This is a genomic window from Empedobacter sp. GD03739, assembly GCF_029843245.1.
Classification (GTDB): domain Bacteria; phylum Bacteroidota; class Bacteroidia; order Flavobacteriales; family Weeksellaceae; genus Empedobacter; species Empedobacter falsenii_B.
Map to the genome: position 1 here is coordinate 1 of NZ_JAOCHX010000051.1, position 18,657 is coordinate 18,657.

Annotated in this window: 18 protein-coding genes; 8 read left to right on the plus strand and 10 right to left on the minus strand. The window is 31.4% G+C overall.

All coding sequences use genetic code 11. The features are described from left to right. Positions 1–488 precede the first annotated feature (488 nt). Complete coding sequence (locus N5E64_RS13425) at positions 489–2,891, plus strand: heavy metal translocating P-type ATPase (protein ID WP_280037932.1); 2,403 nt, start codon at positions 489–491, stop codon at positions 2,889–2,891. A gap of 55 nt (positions 2,892–2,946) precedes the next feature. Here the strand turns inward: N5E64_RS13425 and N5E64_RS13430 are convergent, their stop codons facing one another. From N5E64_RS13430 to fumC, 3 genes are all read right to left on the minus strand, one after another. After that, complete coding sequence (locus tag N5E64_RS13430) at positions 2,947–3,399, minus strand: RES family NAD+ phosphorylase (RefSeq protein WP_280037933.1); 453 nt, start codon at positions 3,397–3,399, stop codon at positions 2,947–2,949. Positions 3,400–3,401: 2 nt separating this feature from the next. Next, on the minus strand, positions 3,402–3,836 hold the full coding sequence (locus tag N5E64_RS13435; protein WP_038334185.1) for an antitoxin Xre/MbcA/ParS toxin-binding domain-containing protein: 435 nt from the start codon (positions 3,834–3,836) through the stop codon (positions 3,402–3,404). 129 nt (positions 3,837–3,965) lie between these two features. Further along, positions 3,966–5,363 carry a class II fumarate hydratase gene (gene fumC / locus N5E64_RS13440; RefSeq protein WP_180904387.1) on the minus strand — a complete coding sequence of 466 codons (1,398 nt, stop codon included), beginning with the start codon at positions 5,361–5,363 and terminating at the stop codon, positions 3,966–3,968. Positions 5,364–5,499: 136 nt separating this feature from the next. Between fumC and N5E64_RS13445 the strand changes: the two genes are divergently transcribed. Further along, entirely contained in the window at positions 5,500–5,706 is a 207-nt protein-coding gene (locus N5E64_RS13445; protein WP_038334195.1) for a hypothetical protein, read from the plus strand. A gap of 50 nt (positions 5,707–5,756) precedes the next feature. Here N5E64_RS13445 and N5E64_RS13450 read toward each other — a convergent pair whose 3' ends face one another. Beyond that, a complete protein-coding gene (locus tag N5E64_RS13450; RefSeq protein WP_115000556.1) occupies positions 5,757–6,209 on the minus strand; it encodes an SRPBCC domain-containing protein in 453 nt (150 codons plus the stop codon). 104 nt (positions 6,210–6,313) lie between these two features. Between N5E64_RS13450 and pafA the strand changes: the two genes are divergently transcribed. The 6 genes from pafA (at position 6,314) to N5E64_RS13480 (ending at position 12,441) form a co-directional block, all read left to right on the plus strand. Continuing rightward, entirely contained in the window at positions 6,314–7,960 is a 1,647-nt protein-coding gene (gene pafA, locus N5E64_RS13455; RefSeq protein WP_219034874.1) for an alkaline phosphatase PafA, read from the plus strand. Positions 7,961–8,096: 136 nt separating this feature from the next. Beyond that, positions 8,097–9,008, plus strand: a complete 912-nt coding sequence (locus tag N5E64_RS13460; RefSeq protein ID WP_280037934.1) for a linear amide C-N hydrolase — start codon at positions 8,097–8,099, stop codon at positions 9,006–9,008. Positions 9,009–9,061: 53 nt separating this feature from the next. Then, complete coding sequence (locus tag N5E64_RS13465; protein ID WP_280037936.1) at positions 9,062–10,231, plus strand: porin; 1,170 nt, start codon at positions 9,062–9,064, stop codon at positions 10,229–10,231. A 71-nt stretch (positions 10,232–10,302) separates the two neighbouring features. Then, positions 10,303–11,079, plus strand: coding sequence for a hypothetical protein (locus N5E64_RS13470; RefSeq protein WP_115000558.1), 777 nt, complete (start codon positions 10,303–10,305; stop codon positions 11,077–11,079). A 21-nt stretch (positions 11,080–11,100) separates the two neighbouring features. Then, positions 11,101–11,538, plus strand: a complete 438-nt coding sequence (locus N5E64_RS13475; protein ID WP_115000560.1) for a copper resistance protein NlpE — start codon at positions 11,101–11,103, stop codon at positions 11,536–11,538. 69 nt (positions 11,539–11,607) lie between these two features. Further along, on the plus strand, positions 11,608–12,441 hold the full coding sequence (locus N5E64_RS13480) for a sulfurtransferase (RefSeq protein WP_280037937.1): 834 nt from the start codon (positions 11,608–11,610) through the stop codon (positions 12,439–12,441). A 72-nt stretch (positions 12,442–12,513) separates the two neighbouring features. Here N5E64_RS13480 and ctlX read toward each other — a convergent pair whose 3' ends face one another. The 6 genes from ctlX to N5E64_RS13510 form a co-directional block, all read right to left on the minus strand. After that, a complete protein-coding gene (ctlX, locus tag N5E64_RS13485) occupies positions 12,514–13,452 on the minus strand; it encodes a citrulline utilization hydrolase CtlX (protein WP_280037938.1) in 939 nt (312 codons plus the stop codon). 1 nt (position 13,453) lies between these two features. Continuing rightward, positions 13,454–14,368, minus strand: a complete 915-nt coding sequence (locus N5E64_RS13490; protein ID WP_280037939.1) for an amidinotransferase — start codon at positions 14,366–14,368, stop codon at positions 13,454–13,456. Between the two features lie 78 nt (positions 14,369–14,446). Then, positions 14,447–15,424 (minus strand): amidohydrolase family protein, encoded by a 978-nt coding sequence (locus N5E64_RS13495; RefSeq protein ID WP_125349365.1) that lies wholly within the window; start codon positions 15,422–15,424, stop codon positions 14,447–14,449. Positions 15,425–15,573: 149 nt separating this feature from the next. Then, entirely contained in the window at positions 15,574–15,852 is a 279-nt protein-coding gene (locus N5E64_RS13500; protein WP_280037942.1) for a hypothetical protein, read from the minus strand. A 10-nt stretch (positions 15,853–15,862) separates the two neighbouring features. After that, positions 15,863–16,105: a hypothetical protein gene (locus tag N5E64_RS13505; protein WP_280037943.1), complete on the minus strand. Its 243-nt coding sequence runs from the start codon at positions 16,103–16,105 to the stop codon at positions 15,863–15,865. Positions 16,106–16,185: 80 nt separating this feature from the next. After that, the gene (locus tag N5E64_RS13510; RefSeq protein WP_280037945.1) at positions 16,186–18,420 is read right to left on the minus strand and encodes a RelA/SpoT family protein; all 2,235 of its coding nucleotides are present in this window, start codon (positions 18,418–18,420) and stop codon (positions 16,186–16,188) included. Between the last annotated feature and the right edge of the window lie 237 nt (positions 18,421–18,657).

The following is an 18,657-nucleotide window of genomic DNA, read 5'->3' on the forward strand; positions in this document are numbered from 1 at the left end:
TTTTGTTAATTATAAATTTAATGAAAAATATTTAAACGCAACATTAAATATAAGTTAGTGGTATAAGGTTATTCAATTTAACATAATAAAGATTATTAACATTAATATTTCATAGAAATAATAATGTTATAATATATATTATGTTAAATAAGAAAATTAAAGAATCTCCTAGACAGATATTTTTTATAGAGTTTAGATATCCTTTTTGGAATATCCATATGTTCTAATTATCCAAAATTAAATAATCCAAATAATCTTCAGAAACGTCTTTTATCATCAATTCATTTGCACTTACAGTTAAAGTTCGATTCATCAAATAAAAACTCGAACCTCCTAAGATTATGGTTATTTGTATTATCAACAAAATGATGGCGTAAAACGTTTTAATATCATTTTAAAGTAATTGGTAAAAAGTGTAACTTTAACCTCTAATTATATAATATTTTCTTGCCAAAATCTTTGGAAATTTGTCCTATAAAATTACTCTTATGAATGCACAAACACTTACTATACCGATTACCAATTTGAATTCAGAAAAAAATGTTGAACTCATCAATAAATTACTTTCTGAAATAGAAAATCTTGATGAATATACTGTGAATTTAGATGCTAAAACGATTAATGTTTCGGCAAAAAAATTATGGAAAGTCTCACCTAAAATCTATGAAATTTTAAAGCAAAATAACTTCAAAATAGATTCTGTCGAAAAATCGTATCCCGTTCTCAATATGACGTGTGCTTCATGCGCAAGCAGTTCTCAAGCAAATCTTAATCGTCAGTTGGGCGTTGTAAATGCGGAGGTGAATTACGGAAATGGAATGGGAAAAATCGAGTACATTCCTACTCTTGTTTCTCCAGAAAATTTGAAAAATGCTTTAGTAGAAGTTGGCTATGATTTGGTGATTGATGAGTCTAAAAATCAAGATGAAGAAATAGAACAACTTCACGAAGAAAAGTATAAAACGCTGAAAAATAAAGTGATTTGGGCGCTAATATTTGGAGTTCCTTTATTTATTATCGGAATGTTTTTTATGGATATGCCTTACGGAAATTACATTATGTGGGCACTTTCTACGCCAATTCTTTTCATTTTTGGACAACAATTTTTCGTCGGGGCTTGGAAACAATTGAAAAATAAATCGGCTAATATGGATACTTTGGTTGCTTTGAGTACTAGTGTAGCCTATCTTTTTAGCGTTTTCAATACATTATTTCCAGAATATTGGCACAGCAAAGGTTTACACGCGCATCCTTATTTCGAGGCTGCTGGTTTAATCATCGTTTTTATCTTGATTGGTAAATTGATGGAAGAACGTGCGAAAGGAAATACTTCCGAAGCGATCAAGAAATTAATCGGATTACAACCTAATACTGTGTTGGTTGTGAAAGATGGAGATCAGGTTGAAGTGAAAATTGAAGATGTACAAATTGGTGATTTGATTGTTGCAAAACCTGGAGATAAAATTGCGGTTGATGGAATTATTGTTTCGGGAGAATCTTTTATCGATGAAAGTTCATTGACAGGAGAACCAATTCCAGTTGAAAAAGGAATTGATGCAAATGTTTTTTCAGGGACCTTAAACCAAAACTCTCCTATTCAATATAAAGCCTTGAAAGTAGGGAATGATACACTTTTGGCTCAAATTATTCAATCAGTAAAAAATGCACAAGGAAGTAAAGCGCCAGTTCAACAATTGGTAGACAAAATTGCAGGTGTTTTTGTTCCGATTGTGATTATTATTGCAATTTTAACGTTTATTACTTGGTTAATTTTAGGTCAAGAAAATGCTTTTACAATGGCACTTTTATCGATGATTACTGTGCTTGTTATTGCTTGTCCTTGTGCACTTGGATTGGCAACGCCTACCGCGATTATGGTTGGAATGGGAAAAGGTGCTGAGCAAGGAATTTTGATCAAAAATGCCGAAAGTTTAGAATTAGCGAAGAAAATTGATACAATTATTTTAGATAAAACAGGAACAATTACCGAAGGAAAACCGAAAGTACAAGAATTGATTTGGTTTGATGATTCTGCTAAAAATGTACTTTATACAATCGAAAATAATTCGCAACATCCTTTAGCAAAAGCGATTACAGAACATATTGGAGAGCAAGATATTTTACCTGAACTAAAAATTGAAGATGTATCTGGAAAAGGTTTGAAAGCTAATATTTTAGATAAAGTTTATTATGTTGGAAAAACAAGTTGGATAAATGAATTAAATATTCAGATTGATGAAAAGGTTGAACAAGCTATTCAAGATTTTTCGACTAAAAATTATACCACTTCTTTCTTTGGAAATGATGAAAAAGTTTTGGGATTAATTGGAATTTCTGATGAAATAAAAGCAACTTCTGTTGAAGCTATTAAAGCTTTTCATGAAAAAGGAATTGAAGTTTGGATGGTAACTGGTGACAACGAGTTTTCGGCAAATGCAATTGCAAAACAAGTCGGAATTGATCAAGTGGTCGCAAATGCTTTACCAAATGATAAAATGAATATTATCAAAGATTTGCAACAAAAAGGAAAAGTTGTTGCAATGGTTGGTGATGGAATTAACGACAGTGCAGCGTTGGCTCAGGCGGATGTTTCGATTGCGATGGGAAATGGTTCTGATATTGCGATTGATGTGGCAGAAGTTACCTTGATTGGCGGAGATTTGACAAAAATCGATCATGCAATTAATTTATCTACGCAAACGGTCAAAACAATTCATCAAAATTTATTTTGGGCATTTATTTACAATGTAATAGGAATTCCAATCGCTGCTGGAGTGCTTTATCCAATTAATGGATTTTTATTAGATCCTATGATTGCTGGTGCTGCAATGGCTTTGAGTAGTGTAAGTGTTGTAACAAATAGTTTATTGTTAAAGTATAAAAAGATTTAATAATCTCTAAAATATTTATAAAAAAATCGGCTAAATATTTAGTCGATTTTTTTTTTTATAACAAACGATCATCCCAATTATAATCTTCTAATTCTTTGATTTTAACCTTTGAAGCAAAACCAGGATGTTTTGTATTGATTAAATAATTATACTCTTTTGGAATAATTGACGATGGAACTTTCATGACCAAATATTTAAAATCTTGATACCAAGCAGAACCAATTTCTTGTAACTCGGGATAAGCCTCTACAGATTGCCAATTTTTAGGTAATTTAGACTTCTTTATTTCATAAATCTCATCTTCTTCACAATCAATTTCTATCACTAATAATTTGTACGAATTATCAATGCTAATAGAACTTCGGTGCACGACCAATTCTAAGGTTGAGAGCGCACGAGAACTTCCTGTGTAAATAACAAATTCATCATTTTTATTCCATCTGTTGGCAACTCCAGAAGCTTGTAATGATTTTGAATATCTCGCTTTACGAATATTGAAAACTAACATTATTACACGTTTTCTCCGTACTCTATCGCAGTTAAACGATTATCGATAAATTTGAGACCTGAAACTGTATCAAGAAAATCTGCTGGCGATTTTTTATCTAACAAAACATTAGGCGTTGTTAACCATTTCTCAAAATCATCTTTTGTATTGAAAACCTCCAAACCGTGCTTGTATAAAGAAATCAATAAAACAATATGCTCTTTTGTATTGTCTTTAAGAGATACATCTTTTGTTTTGTAATTTCTGTAGGTACGCGTTGTGATATTTAACCAACTTGAGATTATTTCGTCTTTTAGCGTTGATAATTCATCAAGATATTGAATGTATTTTTGATCAATATTATAACGATTTACGTAAAAATAAACACTCGTAAAATCTCTTACTTCAGGGATTTCATTTATGATTTGTTCGTATTTTTTTAGTTTAACAGTTGCCATAATTCTAAACTTTTACTAAAGTTACAATTTTTCCTCTTAAGAAAGGAACTTTTTCTCAAATTTAAATAAATTTAACAAAAAAAGAGGTTACCTAAGCAACCTCTCTGTGATATAATGATTTAAAATTTCTTATTTCAAAGAACCAACCATATCTTCAGGTTTTACCCATTCGTCAAATTCTTCGGCAGTTACATATCCTAATGCGATTGCAGTTTCTTTTAACGTAGAGTTATTTTTATGAGCTGTTTGAGCAATTTCTGCAGCTTTGTAGTAACCAATTTTTGTATTAAGCGCTGTAACTAACATTAATGAATTATCAACTAATTCTTTAATACGAGCATAATTTGGCTCGATACCTTGCGCACAATGCTCGTCAAAAGATACACAAGCATCTCCTAATAAACGTGCAGATTGCAAGAAGTTTGCAGCCATAACTGGTTTGAAAACATTCAATTCGTAATGACCTTGAGTTCCTCCAATTGTAATTGCAACATCGTTACCCATAACTTGAGCTGCAACCATTGTTAATGCCTCACATTGAGTTGGATTTACTTTACCTGGCATGATAGAAGATCCTGGTTCGTTTTCTGGAATGATAATTTCTCCAATACCTGAACGAGGTCCAGAAGCTAACATACGAACGTCATTTGCAATTTTGTTTAATGAAACAGCTAATTGTTTCAAAGCTCCGTGAGTTTCTACGATTGCATCGTGAGCAGCTAATGCTTCGAACTTATTTTCTGCTGTTACAAATGGATGACCTGTAAATTCAGCAATGTATTTAGCAACTAAAACATCGTATCCTTCTGGCGTGTTAAGACCTGTACCTACAGCAGTTCCACCTAAAGCAACTTCAGATAAATGCTCTAATGTATTTCTTAAAGCTTTTAAACCGTGGTTTAATTGCGCTACATATCCAGAAATCTCTTGACCTAAAGTTAATGGAGTTGCATCCATTAAGTGTGTACGACCAATTTTTACAACAGATTTAAACTCTTCTGCTTTCTTAGCTAATGTGTCACGTAATTGCTCAACACCTGGAATTGTTACTTCAACAACAGCTTTGTAAGCAGCAATGTGCATACCTGTTGGGAAAGTATCATTAGAAGATTGAGATTTGTTAACGTCGTCATTCGCTTTAAGAACTGGTTCACCTTCTCCAATTTTGAATCCAGCTAAAACTTGCGCACGATTAGCAACAACTTCATTCACATTCATATTAGATTGAGTTCCTGAACCTGTTTGCCAAATTACTAAAGGAAATTGATCATCTAATTTTCCTGCTAAAATTTCGTCACATACAGCAGCAATAGCATCACGTTTTTCAACTGGTAAAACACCTAATTCAGCATTTGCATAAGCAGCAGCTTTCTTAAGATAAGCGAAACCTTCTACAATTTCGTGAGGCATAGAAGCCGCAGGACCAATTTTAAAGTTGTTACGAGAACGTTCTGTTTGAGCACCCCAGTATTTATCTGCAGGAACTTTTACTTCCCCCATGGTGTCTTTCTCAATTCTGTATTCCATTTTGGTATTTTTTATTATTTATATATTGTTTACTTATCTCACAAATTTAAGAAATCGTTTGATGAAAGAAAAGTGATTAATGTTAGTATTTCTATAAATTTTATTTACTAAGTTTGTATCACATAAAAATAAAATCATGATTCAATTTTTAGGTTTCTTATTATTCTTAACAATCGCTTTATGCGGATTCTGGGGTATCATCTTTTTTGCAACGATGGCTATTTCTTGGATTCCATTTTGGGTTGCGAATTTAAGAAAAGAAAAAGCTGGAATAGTAACAGCAGAAGATCCTCGTCCGATTTTACCAAATCAAGAAGGAATCACAGTATTATTCAAAAAATAATAAGCTGTAAAAAAAAATTAAAAGGAACTTGACGAAGTTCCTTTTTTTATTTATTCGACTTTCGAATCTTCTTCATAATTTCCTTCCAAATAATTTTTCAAACTAATTCGGATAATTTCTGTCCAACCAGCTTCAAAACTTTCGCGCGAGAAATTTTTATCATCAGGCGGAAAAGTTTCAATTCCTTCATGAATCAACGTTAATTTTGTTTGCGGAACAATTTCATCTGTTAATTCATCCAAAATAAATGTAACAACAGAATTTCCTTCGTAGACAGGATATTTCCATGTATAAGCTAACAATTTAGTCGGCTCTACTTCTACTATTTTACAGTGATGTAAATACGATCCGCCATAAAACTCAAATTCGAATCCAACTTCTGGAACAAACTTCTTAATATCAAAATACCATTTATCAAAAGCAGATTTTGTCGTTAAGGCATTCCACACTTTATCAATTGAAACATCAAAAATTTCTACTATTTCTACAGGCTTTGCACTCATATTCTATTTTTTTATGATTTTGTTTAATTTACTAATTTTTTAATTATTATTTAAATTTAGCCCAAAATTTAATTGTTACATTTGCTATGTGTAAAATTTTTAAAATGAAATTTAATAAGACTTTTTTAAGTGTTTTAGGGTTATTTGCTGGTCTTTCGCTATATGCGCAACAAGAGGTTAGCCGTCCAAAACTAGTAGTTGGTATCGTTGTCGATCAAATGCGATGGGATTATTTATATCGTTACCAAGATAGATATTCTACAGGAGGTTTCAATCGTATGTTAAACGAAGGTTTTAGCAACGAAAATACCTATATTCCTTATATACCTACTTATACAGCTATCGGTCATAGCACTATTTATACAGGTTCTGTGCCTGCTATTCACGGAATTGCTGGAAACGATTTTATCATTCAAGCTACAGGACAAGAAATGTATTGTACGCAAGATGATGCTGTAAATGGGGTTGGAACTTCATCAAAAGCAGGAAAAATGTCTCCAAAAAACTTGTTGACATCTACAGTTACTGATCAATTAAAATTATCAACAAATTTCCGTTCAAAAGTATATGGAGTTTCGTTAAAAGATCGTGGAGGAATATTACCTGCAGGTCATTTTGCTGATGCTGCTTTTTGGTTTGATGGAGAATCTGGAAACTGGGTTTCGAGTACATTTTATATGAATGAGTTGCCAAAATGGTTACAAAAATTCAATGATAAAAAAGTTGCTGAAAAATATTTAGACAAATGGAACACACTTTATCCGATTGATACTTATGTACAAAGTGAAAAAGATGGAAATCCATATCGCGAAAATTATAAAGGATTAGATAAAATGCAATTTCCTTATGATTTGAAAGCGTTGAAAAAAGACAATGGTTTAGGTTTGATTCGCTCTACTCCTTTCGGAAATTCGTTGACAAAAGATATTGCGATTGAAATTATTGATAACGAAAAATTAGGTCAAAATGAGAAAGGAATTACAGATTTTTTAGCGGTTAGTTTCTCTTCTACTGATTATGTTGGACATCAATTTTCTCCAAATACAATCGAAGCCGAAGATACTTATTTGCGTTTAGATAAAGACTTGGAACAATTATTTAATCACTTAGACCAAAAAGTTGGAAAAGGACAATATTTAGTTTTCTTGACTGCAGATCATGGTGGAGCTCATAATCCTAAATATTTCCAAGATAAAAAAGGTAATGCAGGATACTTTCCAACTGGAGAAGTAAAAAAAGGATTAAACGCTAAATTACAAGAGAAATTCAAATCTACTGATATTGTACGCTCATTGACAAATTATCAGGTTCATTTGAATTATCAAACGATCGAACAAAATAAATTAGACGAAGAAGATATCAAAGAAGAAATCGTAAAGTTTATGCAAAAAGTTGATGGTGTTTCTTTCGTAGCTGATATGGATAAAATTGGAGAAGCTTCTATTCCTGCGATTATCAAAGAACGAATGGTTAACGGTTACAATCGTAAACGTAGCGGTGCTATTACTTATATTTTAGAACCACAATGGTACGGCGGAAAACAAAATGCTGGAGGAACAACACACGGAACTTGGGGGGCTTACGATGCTCACATTCCATTTGTTTTGATGGGTTGGGGTATAAAACATGGTAAAAATAATAACCGTGTTTATATGACAGATATCGCACCTACAGTTGCCGCTTTGCTACATATAGAAGAGCCAAACGGAAATATTGGCGAACCAGTTTCTGAAGTAACAAATCCAAAATAATCTTATAAAAGATAATTCTAAAAACGCAACTTAATTAGTTGCGTTTTTTTTTGTTTCTATAATTATTATTTACTCTATTTCAATTGTTTAAATTTTATAATTAAAGAAATTAACGATTAACATCTATAACATTATTTTGATAAATAATAAGCTCATATTAGTTTTTCCTAGAGGTATAGATCGATCTGGCAACGTTGGAAATGCTTCGGAAAAATGGACTTCAAAATACGGAAGTGTAATTGCAAGTGCTTGGGACATTGCGACAACAGATGGCATGAACGAAAAAGGACTTGTTGCGAATGTTTTGTGGTTAGTAGAAAGCCAGTATCCTCAATTTAATCCAAAAGGAACAAAGCCAGGTGTTACAATTGCAGCTTGGGCACAATATGTTTTAGATAATTATGCTACAGTAAAAGAAGCTGTAGATGATTTGAGAAAAGAAAAATTTGTAATTGTTTCTGACTACATTCCAGGTACTCAAAAATTTACAACTTTACATCTTTCAATTTCTGATGCAAATGGAGACAATGCAATTTTCGAATATGTAAACGGGAAATTAAAAATACACCATGATCCTTCTTATACAGTAATGACAAATTCTCCAGTTTTTGATGAGCAATTAGCAATTAATCAATATTGGAAAGGGATTCCAGGAACAATTATGTTACCAGGAACTAACAGAGCTGCTGATCGTTATGTAAGAGCATCATATTACATTAATGCAATTCCGCAAACCGCTGATACTCGCACTTCTATTGCAAGTGTTTTTAGTGTTATCAGAAATGTATCGGTTCCGTTAGGAATTTCTTCAGAAGCAGAACCTAACATATCATCTACAAGATGGAGATCAGTTTCAGATCACAAAAATCTTGTTTATTACTTTGAAACTACAAAAACTCCAAATACATTTTGGGTTGATTTAAAGAAAATTGATTTTAGTAAAAATGCAAAAACAAAACGATTAAGCGTAAGTAAAAATGAAACATATGCTGGCGAAACTTCACAACTTTTTAGTGATGCAAAACCATTTACATTTGTTGGAATTTAGATCGAAAAATTAATTAATATTTTTTGACAAATTGTTCTAAATCAACATTCAATATGATTGCCAATAACAAACATTTTATACCTGCCTTTCTATTATTTGGATTTATTGTTAATGCTCAACAATCGAATGATTCAATTGATATTTCGATAAGACCTTACACTAGTTTGAGAGGTCATCTTGCTATGCATGATAAAGTAATGGAGCTACAAGAAAATGCCTCTCGTGCTGGAATTGAAATTAATCTAAAAAAAGGAAACATTGCATTTGTAGCTGGTGTTGAATTACAAATAAATATGTTCAAAGGAAACTCGTCGTTTAATGTTGATGGAAATCTAGATAGTGATCTTTTGACAATTGTTTCAGAACAAAAACAACAAGTTTTTGGTAATCGCTTGGGTTACTTAGGAATTGATTTGTCTAAATATGGTAAAATAACATTTGGTAAACAATGGAGTGTTTACCGAGATGTTACAGCTTATACAGATCGTTTTAATGTATTTGGAGGACGCGCTTCTGCAACTTTTACAGGTGGAACAGATGGTGGTTTGCTAGGAACAGGACGAGCAGATCAATCAATAATTTATAGAAATAAAATTAAAGCTTTTCAATTTGGTGCTCAAATCCAAACAAAAGGTGGAAATGATGATAAGATTATTGATGGTTTTGGTTTTTCAGCTCAATTAGAATTAAATCAAAATATTAGTATTGGAGCTGCATTTAACCGTGCTTTTATAGCTCAAAACTTAATTGATGATAATCATATCTTAGGTTTATCAGGACATCCAACTTTTTATTCAATTGGTTTAAAATATACGAGTAAACAATTTGATGTTAGTCTACTTGGAATTTTACAGCAAAATGGTGATTTTATACCTATTTCATATCAATCTGAAAATACAATTAATCCTTCATATGTTTTTGATGCAAAAGGTTTTGAGACAGCGTTGAAATATAAACTAAATAAATTTTCAATTTTAGGAGGTTATAATTTATATGTTCCTGAAACAAAGAAATCTGTAGAAAATATAATCATTGATAAAAATTTCAGACGAAGTGATTTCATTACAGGATTAGAATATTATCCGATGAAATATGTACAATTATATACAGAACAGCGTATCTCTTTTGGTAAAAATTATGTTGGTAAAAAAGAACAAAGTGTTTTTACATTGGGAATGAAACTAGATTTATCTAGACAATTTAATAAGAAACTTAACCTATAATAAAACCATAACTAACTTAACTTTTCTCTCTATTATTTGAAATAATTAATAAAACGAAACTTTAAAAAATTATGTTTAACTTTTTTCAAAAAAGCACATTTTTAATTCTATTAGCATCAAGTACGCAAACATTTGCTCAAGACTCAATTCAGCCAGATGATTCTTGGCATTTCAAAGTAGAGCCAAATATGATGTTGCCTCATATGAAAGGAAAAGCGAGTGTTTCTCGACTTCCGAATGTACATGTAAGTCAATCCCCTTCAGACTTTTTTGAGCATTTGAAATTTGCTGGAATGTTAACTTTTGAAGCCGAAAATAAAGATTGGGTGATTACATCTGATATTATTTATGCTTCTTTAGCTGCAAATGTTAAAAAAGACCCTTTAGTTTTGGATGGTAAATTAACAGCAAAACAATTCTCTTTTGAAGCAGGTTTATTGAGAAAAATTACACCTTGGCTAGAAGCTGGTATTAGTATGAACCTTGTAAATATTAAATCTGGATTTGATGTAAATCTAATCAATCCAGTTTCTTTAAAACCAATGCATTTAGATCGTAGTATTTCTAAAACTTGGGTAGATCCAATGTTAGTTGCAAGAACAAGAAGTTTACCAAACAAAAAGTTTTTGTATAATGTTTCTGGAGAAATTGGAGGATTTGGAATCGGATCAAAATTAGCATGGCAATTAGAAGGATTGGCTGGTTATCAATTTTCTGATTTATTTTACGCAATGGCGGGCTATCAAATCATAAGTATGGACTACGAGAAAGGAAGTAACAATTCCAACTTTGTTTATGATATGGATATGTTTGGACCAATGATAAAAGTTGGCTTTAACTTAAAATAATAACCTTAAAATAAATATATTATGAAAAAATTATTTGTATTATGTGCTTTTACAAGCATATTATTCACAGCTTGCGAAAAAAAGACTGAAAGTACTCCTACCACTGAAAATAAGTCATCACAAAAAATCGATGATTCTACTTCTCAATCTGCTTTAGATTGGGACGGAACTTATGAGGGCGTGATTCCTTGTGCTGATTGTGAAGGAATTAAAACAGAATTAACCTTAAATCAAGATAATACATATACCTTAACAGAGGAATATATCGACAAAAACCTAAAGGTTGAAAATCAAGGTAATATTACGTGGACTGATGATGGTAATTCAATTTCATTAAAAACAAAAGACGATGAATATAAACGTTATAAGGTTGGAGAGAATATTTTATTCCAATTAGATTTAGAAGGAAATGAAATTACTGGAGCTTTAGCACAAAATTATCAGTTAAAGAAAAAATAAATAAGATAGATAAGAAAACGTAACCAAATATGGTTGCGTTTTTTTACTTTTATAAAAAATAAATTAGAAATGACTTTCAATTCACCAATCATATCAACACAAGAATTACATGATAATCTAGATCTTAAAAATTTAATTATTTTAGATTGTACGATTGATAAAGTTGGACAATCAATAAAAGATCAAGAATTAAAATTAATTCCGAATTCTATTTTCTTTGATTTGGAAGGAAAATTTTCTGATCATTCTTCGCAATTTCCTCATACACTTGTTGATGAAAAAACTTTTACAAAAGAAGCTCAAAATTTGGGCATTAATCAAAATTCTATCATCGTTTGTTATGATCGTTGGGGAGTTTATTCGAGTCCGAGAGTTTGGTGGATGTTCAAAGCAATGGGACACAATGAAGTATATGTTTTAGATGGCGGATTACCTGTTTGGATGGATAATAATTTTGTCACAACTTCTATTTATTTTCAATCTACTGTAAAAGGTAACTTTATTGCTGATTTTCAATTAAATTGGTTTGCCGATACACAAGTTATATTAAATGCAATAAATGATGATTCGAAAATAATTATAGATGCACGATCAGAAGGGCGTTTCAAGGGTACTTCTTCTGAGCCAAGACAAGGTTTACGAAGCGGACATATTCCAACTTCTAAGAATTTATTTTTTGAAAATGTTTTGGCTGATACAACATATAAATCAAAAGAAGAACTGAAAGCAATTTTCGAAAAATTGACAGATTCATCCAAAGAAAATATTTTTTCGTGTGGTTCTGGAGTTACAGCTTCCATCCTAGCCTTAGCTTCGACAATTGCAGGTTTTGATAAGGTAAAAGTTTATGATGGGTCTTGGTCTGAATGGGGCGCTGACGAAAATTTACCGATTGAAAGATAGTTTAAAACTATTTTGCATGATTTACAAATCCGAGTTTTTTACTCGGATTTGTAAATTTTAAGCTAAATGTTTTTATTTTTTTGGTAAGAAAACTTCCGCCATCATACAGCGAGCGCTTCCTCCTCCTAATTTTTCAATCAAATTTATCTTAACAGGTAATATTGGATTATAAGCCTCAATTTTAGAAATTTGTTCTTGATTAAGCGAATTATAAGCCGTTTGCGACATCACCAAATATGATTGTCCTAAACCACCTACTTGCAACATATTTCCAGCAAATTGATGCATTTGCGCTTCTGTAATTGCAATAATTTCTTTTCCAGCTTCTAATAAGTACTCACAAACCGCTTTCTTTTCTTTTTTATCATCGATAGAATCTAAACAAATAATCGCATATTTATCTGCAATACACATCATTACATTGGTGTGATAAATCGGTTTACGTTCTCCATTTACAGTTTGATTCGCATGAAAAATAACTGGTGTATATTCTAATTCCTCACAAAATTCAATCAATAAATCTTCGTCAGTTCGTTGAGAAATACATGCATAAGCCAGTTCATGTTCACGATCAAGAATAATACTTCCTGTTCCTTCCAAGAAAATTTCGTCTTCTTCTGCCGATGTAAAGTCAATCACATCATCTATATGAAAACCTTTTTCTTCCAACAAACTCAATACATCTTCCTCACGACGCTCTTCTCTCCTGTTTTTTGCAAACATCGGATACAACACTACATTTCCGTTATCGTGAAAAGAAATCCAATTGTTCGGAAAAATAGAATCTGGCGTATGTGGCGAAGCAGTATCTTTGATCGTGATAACATTTACACCTTTTGAACGCAAAGCAGAAACCATTCCTTGAAATTCTTCTAACGCTTCTTTCTGAATATCTTCTTGAGAATCTGTTGTTTCCGTTTGGAAATAATTATTAACAGCCGTTTCTGGATTGTAATAAAAAGCTGTTGGCTCAACCATTAAAATAGTTGAAGTATATTGTTTTTGTTTCATGTTATTTTCTGATTAATGGCATTGTAGAACATCTTAGTAAACCTCCCATTTTAGAAACTTCGCGGTAATTAATTCGTTCCACTTTTATGTTCCATACATTTTCTAAATGATCATTTAAACGTATAAAATTTTTCTCAGAAACAACAACTTCAGGAGAAATTGAAAACACATTTGGATTCATCCAATACATTTCTTCTTTTGTTACTTCGAATAAATTTTCTTTTCCAAAAATATCGACAATTTGCTGATATTCATTCTCAAATAAAAAGCCATCTTTGTAAATAATTGCTTTGTCTTTCCCAACAGGATTGAATGTGCAATCTAAATGTAAAATTCCTTCATATGGATTTTCATCATTCTTTTTCAATTCAAAATCCAAGACTTTTTTATTCGGAAATTTAGCTTTGATATACTCTACAAACTCAACATTTGTACGTCCTGTTTTATAATTTTTGAAATCTGCTTGTTTGTACGTTCCAACAAAAATAAAATCGTTATACAAAATCACATCGCCACCTTCTACATAAACTTCTTCTGGTAACGCATTGATTTTATTTCCTTTGAATTGACGTTTTATTTCGCGATAGGCTTGTAATTCTTCTAAACGATCTGGAATAATATTCGCGATAAAGAATTCATCTTCAATTACAAAACCGACATCACGAGAAAAAACTTGATTACAATCTTCGATCAATGTTGGACGTAAAACTTCAACATTATATTTCTTCAAAACTTGTTCAAATTCTGACATTTCCGCAATCAAATCTTCTTCTTTTGGATAATCGTTATTCTTTACGGTTTCATAAGATTTTGCATCGAACGTCTGATCAAGTGTAGGATTAGCTCCGTTAGATTCTGCTCGACCCAAGACTACGGTTTGCAGTTGAGCCGTTTCATTCTGTACATTTAATCGCATAATTTATTGTAGTTTTTAATTTTATGTTCCAAAAAAAATCCCGCAATAGCGAGATTTAATTTTGTATAAATATACATTTTATTTTTGAATTCCTAAAGCTTTCAAACCATTTACTGTTGCAATATTTGAAAGTTGTTCCACATCATAAAAGTGACAAGACTCTAGCATTACTCTCAATTCTGTAAGTAAATGACCATCAGAAAAAGGTTTATAAATATCATTAATATTATCTGTTCCGAAGGCAACGTTAATTCCTCTTGGAATCATTTCATCAACTGGCGTTACCGAGTTGTGCGAAGGCGCCAAACGCTCTGTACGATTGTGATCTATCCAAGCAGTTGGACAAGAAACAATGTGCATATCTGCTTTTTTAATTAAATCATATAATTCGTAACGATATTTTCTTGGATGAGCCGCTACAGAAATTGAGTGAACCGCAGAAACTTTTCCTTGCATTCCGTGTTCAATCGTTTTCAAAGCTAATTGTTCCGTTTCTTTTTCTTCGTCTGTATTAAATTGATCAACATGAACGTGAACCAATTTATTTTTTGCTTTTGCAGTTGATAATAAAATATCTAAATGCTCATCTTCTCGACCGAAATCTTTTGCAGGTAAACCTCCGATAATATCCACAAAATCAGAAGACATATCAAACCATTCGCGCGCTTTTGGATCGATAACTCCTTTCAGTACTTGGTTTGCAAAACGCATTTCGATGTCTTTTCCGTAATTATCTTTTAAGCGTTGAGCTGCTTGAATACTACGATCTTCGATCACTTCATCCGCATCAATAAAAGAACCAATTGCTTGACAACCTTGCTCTAACATGAAATTAATCGCTTTTTCCATACGGAAATAAATATCATCAACAGATGAATTGCGTTTCATGTCATCAACTAAATGCCATTTTTCTTTTAGGTAAGAATTAGATAATGCGAAAGTGTCCGAAGTCAATGAATAAGCTCTGTCTAAGTGTGAATGCGTATTAACCCAACCTCCTTTTTCGTTGATTTTTTCAAGTACTTCTTCAATTGGATTATAGTTTTGTTTGTTCATCGTGAGTTTGTTTGTTTTCGGGATGTAAAATTAACAAGATTATTCAATAGAAATGAAGCGATATTATCAAAAAGATTTCTGTAACTTTGTGCCTTTGTTAGTAACATCAGCGAATAAAAAAGTCCAACATATCGTTGGACTTTTTCTATTTATGATTCTTTCTGTTTTTTCAGAATAATTTCAATTTTTCCGTTTGGATATTTTTTGTCTGTTTTGATAACAGTAATATATTTAATATCATCTGGATTCATTTTAGTAAAAACACTTTTATCAACTCTTTCTCCATCTACAAAAAATACTGGATCAGTTGTTAGTTTTATGTACTTTGCTTGTGGTTGCAGATTGTACAATTTATTAATTTCGGTTGAACTGTCTTGTGCAAAACTCAACATTGGAAGAAATGCAAAAGCTAATAATAATTTTTTCATATTGATATTTTTATTTGTTTAACACAATTAAAACTTTACCTTCTGGATATTCAGGATCGGTTTTAATGACTTCAATACTTTTTATAGATAAAGGATTCAGAGTTGATAAAACATTATTCTCAACTTTCTTTTCATCAACAAAATATATCTTTTTATCTGTACCACATTTTTTACATATAATAACTTTTTTGTCCTTCTCATTTATTCCTGAAACAATTCCATTTAATTTATTTTCTTGAGCAAAACTCATCATTGGAAGAAATGCAAAAGCTAATAGTAATTTTTTTCATAAATTGTTAATTTACATAAAGTTAATTAAATATTTTATAAAAACTAATTTTTATATGTTCGTTTTACAGATTGAATTCCTTCAATATTTTTCATTTCCATCATGATTTTTTCTAATTCGGCTTTATTTTTAACAGAAACCGTAATCTTTCCATCAAAAATACCTGCATCTTCAGACAAATTAATACTATGCATGTTCAACGAATTATTTTTCGAAATAACTAACGTTATATCACTTACCATTCCAGCACGATCCAATCCTTGCAACTCAATCAACGCTTTAAATTCTTGTTGAGAAGAATCAATCCATTTCGCTTTTATAATTCTGTACGCATAATTTGCTTGCAACGAAACCGAGTTTGGACAATCGACTTTATGTACTTTTATTCCTTTCGAAACTGTGATAAAACCATACACTTTGTCACCCGGAATTGGATTACAACAACTCGCTAATTCGTAATCTAAACGCTCTTCATCATTCCCAAAAACAAGACTATCTAATTTCGTTTTATCGACAGGAATATCATCTTTTTTAGTCGTATTGAATGTTGATTTTCTGAAACGATTAATCAATCCAGTGAAGCCAGAATTTCGTTCAGCAAATTTGCGCAAATCATTGTTATCAATAATTCCCATTGCAACATTATAAAATACATCTTGACTTGAACTTAACTTAAAGTATTGCTGTAACTGATTAATCGTATTCTCGCTAAAATCAACTTTTAAGTGTCTTAATTTTCGTTGAATAATTTCTTTTCCATCTTCTGCAACTTTACGTTTATCTGAGTTTAAAGAAGCTTTAATTTTACTTCTCGCTTTACTCGTTACAACATATTCTAACCACTCTAATTTTGGTTTTTGTTGCGTCGAAGTAATGATTTCTACTTGATCTCCACTTTGTAATTGATGCGACAATGGATACAATTTTCCGTTCACTTTTGCACCCAAACAATGATCACCAACATTGGTGTGAATAGAGTAAGCAAAATCCAACGAACTAGCTCCTTTTGGCAACGAATGCAAGTCTCCTTTTGGTGTAAAAACATAAATCTCTTTGGAATACAAATTGAATTTAAAATTATCCATAAATTCAATCGCATCCTTAGTATCCTCTTGCTCCAACATTTCACGAACTTGATGAATCCACTCATCAACTTTCGTGTCGTCGTCCGATACATTTTCTTTGTATTTATAATGCGCAGCGATACCCATTTCTGCAACTTCATCCATTCTTTCAGAACGAATTTGTACTTCTATCCAACGCGCTTGTGGTCCCATAACCGTTACGTGAAGCGATTCATAACCCGTTGTTTTGGGTTGAGAAATCCAGTCGCGCATACGTTTTGGATTTGGAATAAATAAATCCGTCACCAAAGAATAAATTTTCCAAGCTAAGAATTTTTCATTCTTTTTATCCGAACGATAAATTACACGAATCGCAAACAAATCAAAAACTTCCTCGAAAGGAATTCCTTGATTAATCATTTTTCGATAAATTGAATTGATTGATTTTGAACGACCTTTGATCTCAAATTCTAAACCTTCGGCTTCAAGTTTTTCTGAAATAGTCTTACAGAAATCATCAATGTATTTTTTTCTTTCGGCTTCAGTTTCTGTTAATTTATGTTCAATATTAAAATATGCATCTGGTTTAGTGTATTTCAAACTCAAATCTTCTAGTTCAGATTTGATGTTATACAATCCCATTCTGTGAGCCAAAGGCGCATATATAAAAATAGTTTCGGATGCTATTTTTAACTGTTTATCCTCTCGCATACTTTCTAACGTACGCATATTGTGTAAACGATCGGCAATTTTGATCAAAATCACACGCACATCTTCAGATAAAGTCAGTAATAATTTTTTATAATTTTCAGATTGTATCGAAACATCTTGTTTATTTAAGACAGCAATTTTTGTTAATCCATCTATAATTTTTGCAATCTTTTTTCCAAAAAGTTTCTCAATATCTTCTAACGTATATTCAGTATCTTCTACTACATCATGCATTAAAGCCGCAGAAATTGATGTAGCACCAAGCCCAATTTCGTCAGCAACAATTTTGGCAACAGCAATCGGATGATAGATATATGGCTCGCCTGTTTTTCTACGCTGATCTTTATGCGCATCAACAGCCAAATCAAAAGCTTTACGAATCAGCTTTTTATCTTCATCTGATAAAGTGACATATGTATTTTGAAGCATCTCTTTATAACGTCTCGTTATCTCAATGTTCTCTCTCTCTAATTGTTCGTCTGTAATAACATGAGGCGTATCCATCTTTCTTATGTTTTTGTTGATTTAGAAAAAAGCTTTAATTCCCTTTATTTATCTGCTTTCTTCGAAGGATTAAATATACAATATTTTATTTTTTATTGACTATAATATTCAACTGATTTTATCACGTTTTTTAAGTCTTTATTTTTAATCAATCTAATTTATAACGTACTTTTTACACTATTAATTTAATAATAAAAGTTGATTAATATAATCTGATTTTATCAATTTACAATTATA

Bases quoted from the DNA above. Each gene is read 5' to 3' on its own strand.
- N5E64_RS13480 (WP_280037937.1), top strand. From the start codon at position 11,608: ATGACTTTCAATTCACCAATCATATCAACACAAGAATTACATGATAAT.
- N5E64_RS13500 (WP_280037942.1), bottom strand. From the start codon at position 15,852: ATGAAAAAATTATTATTAGCTTTTGCATTTCTTCCAATGTTGAGTTTT.
- N5E64_RS13470 (WP_115000558.1), top strand. From the start codon at position 10,303: ATGTTTAACTTTTTTCAAAAAAGCACATTTTTAATTCTATTAGCATCA.
- N5E64_RS13495 (WP_125349365.1), bottom strand. From the start codon at position 15,424: ATGAACAAACAAAACTATAATCCAATTGAAGAAGTACTTGAAAAAATC.
- N5E64_RS13450 (WP_115000556.1), bottom strand. From the start codon at position 6,209: ATGAGTGCAAAGCCTGTAGAAATAGTAGAAATTTTTGATGTTTCAATT.
- N5E64_RS13505 (WP_280037943.1), bottom strand. From the start codon at position 16,105: ATGATGAGTTTTGCTCAAGAAAATAAATTAAATGGAATTGTTTCAGGA.
- ctlX (WP_280037938.1), bottom strand. From the start codon at position 13,452: ATGAAACAAAAACAATATACTTCAACTATTTTAATGGTTGAGCCAACA.
- N5E64_RS13445 (WP_038334195.1), top strand. From the start codon at position 5,500: ATGATTCAATTTTTAGGTTTCTTATTATTCTTAACAATCGCTTTATGC.
- pafA (WP_219034874.1), top strand. From the start codon at position 6,314: ATGAAATTTAATAAGACTTTTTTAAGTGTTTTAGGGTTATTTGCTGGT.
- N5E64_RS13425 (WP_280037932.1), top strand. From the start codon at position 489: ATGAATGCACAAACACTTACTATACCGATTACCAATTTGAATTCAGAA.
- N5E64_RS13510 (WP_280037945.1), bottom strand. From the start codon at position 18,420: ATGGATACGCCTCATGTTATTACAGACGAACAATTAGAGAGAGAGAAC.
- N5E64_RS13435 (WP_038334185.1), bottom strand. From the start codon at position 3,836: ATGGCAACTGTTAAACTAAAAAAATACGAACAAATCATAAATGAAATC.
- fumC (WP_180904387.1), bottom strand. From the start codon at position 5,363: ATGGAATACAGAATTGAGAAAGACACCATGGGGGAAGTAAAAGTTCCT.
- N5E64_RS13465 (WP_280037936.1), top strand. From the start codon at position 9,062: ATGATTGCCAATAACAAACATTTTATACCTGCCTTTCTATTATTTGGA.
- N5E64_RS13490 (WP_280037939.1), bottom strand. From the start codon at position 14,368: ATGCGATTAAATGTACAGAATGAAACGGCTCAACTGCAAACCGTAGTC.
- N5E64_RS13430 (WP_280037933.1), bottom strand. From the start codon at position 3,399: ATGTTAGTTTTCAATATTCGTAAAGCGAGATATTCAAAATCATTACAA.
- N5E64_RS13475 (WP_115000560.1), top strand. From the start codon at position 11,101: ATGAAAAAATTATTTGTATTATGTGCTTTTACAAGCATATTATTCACA.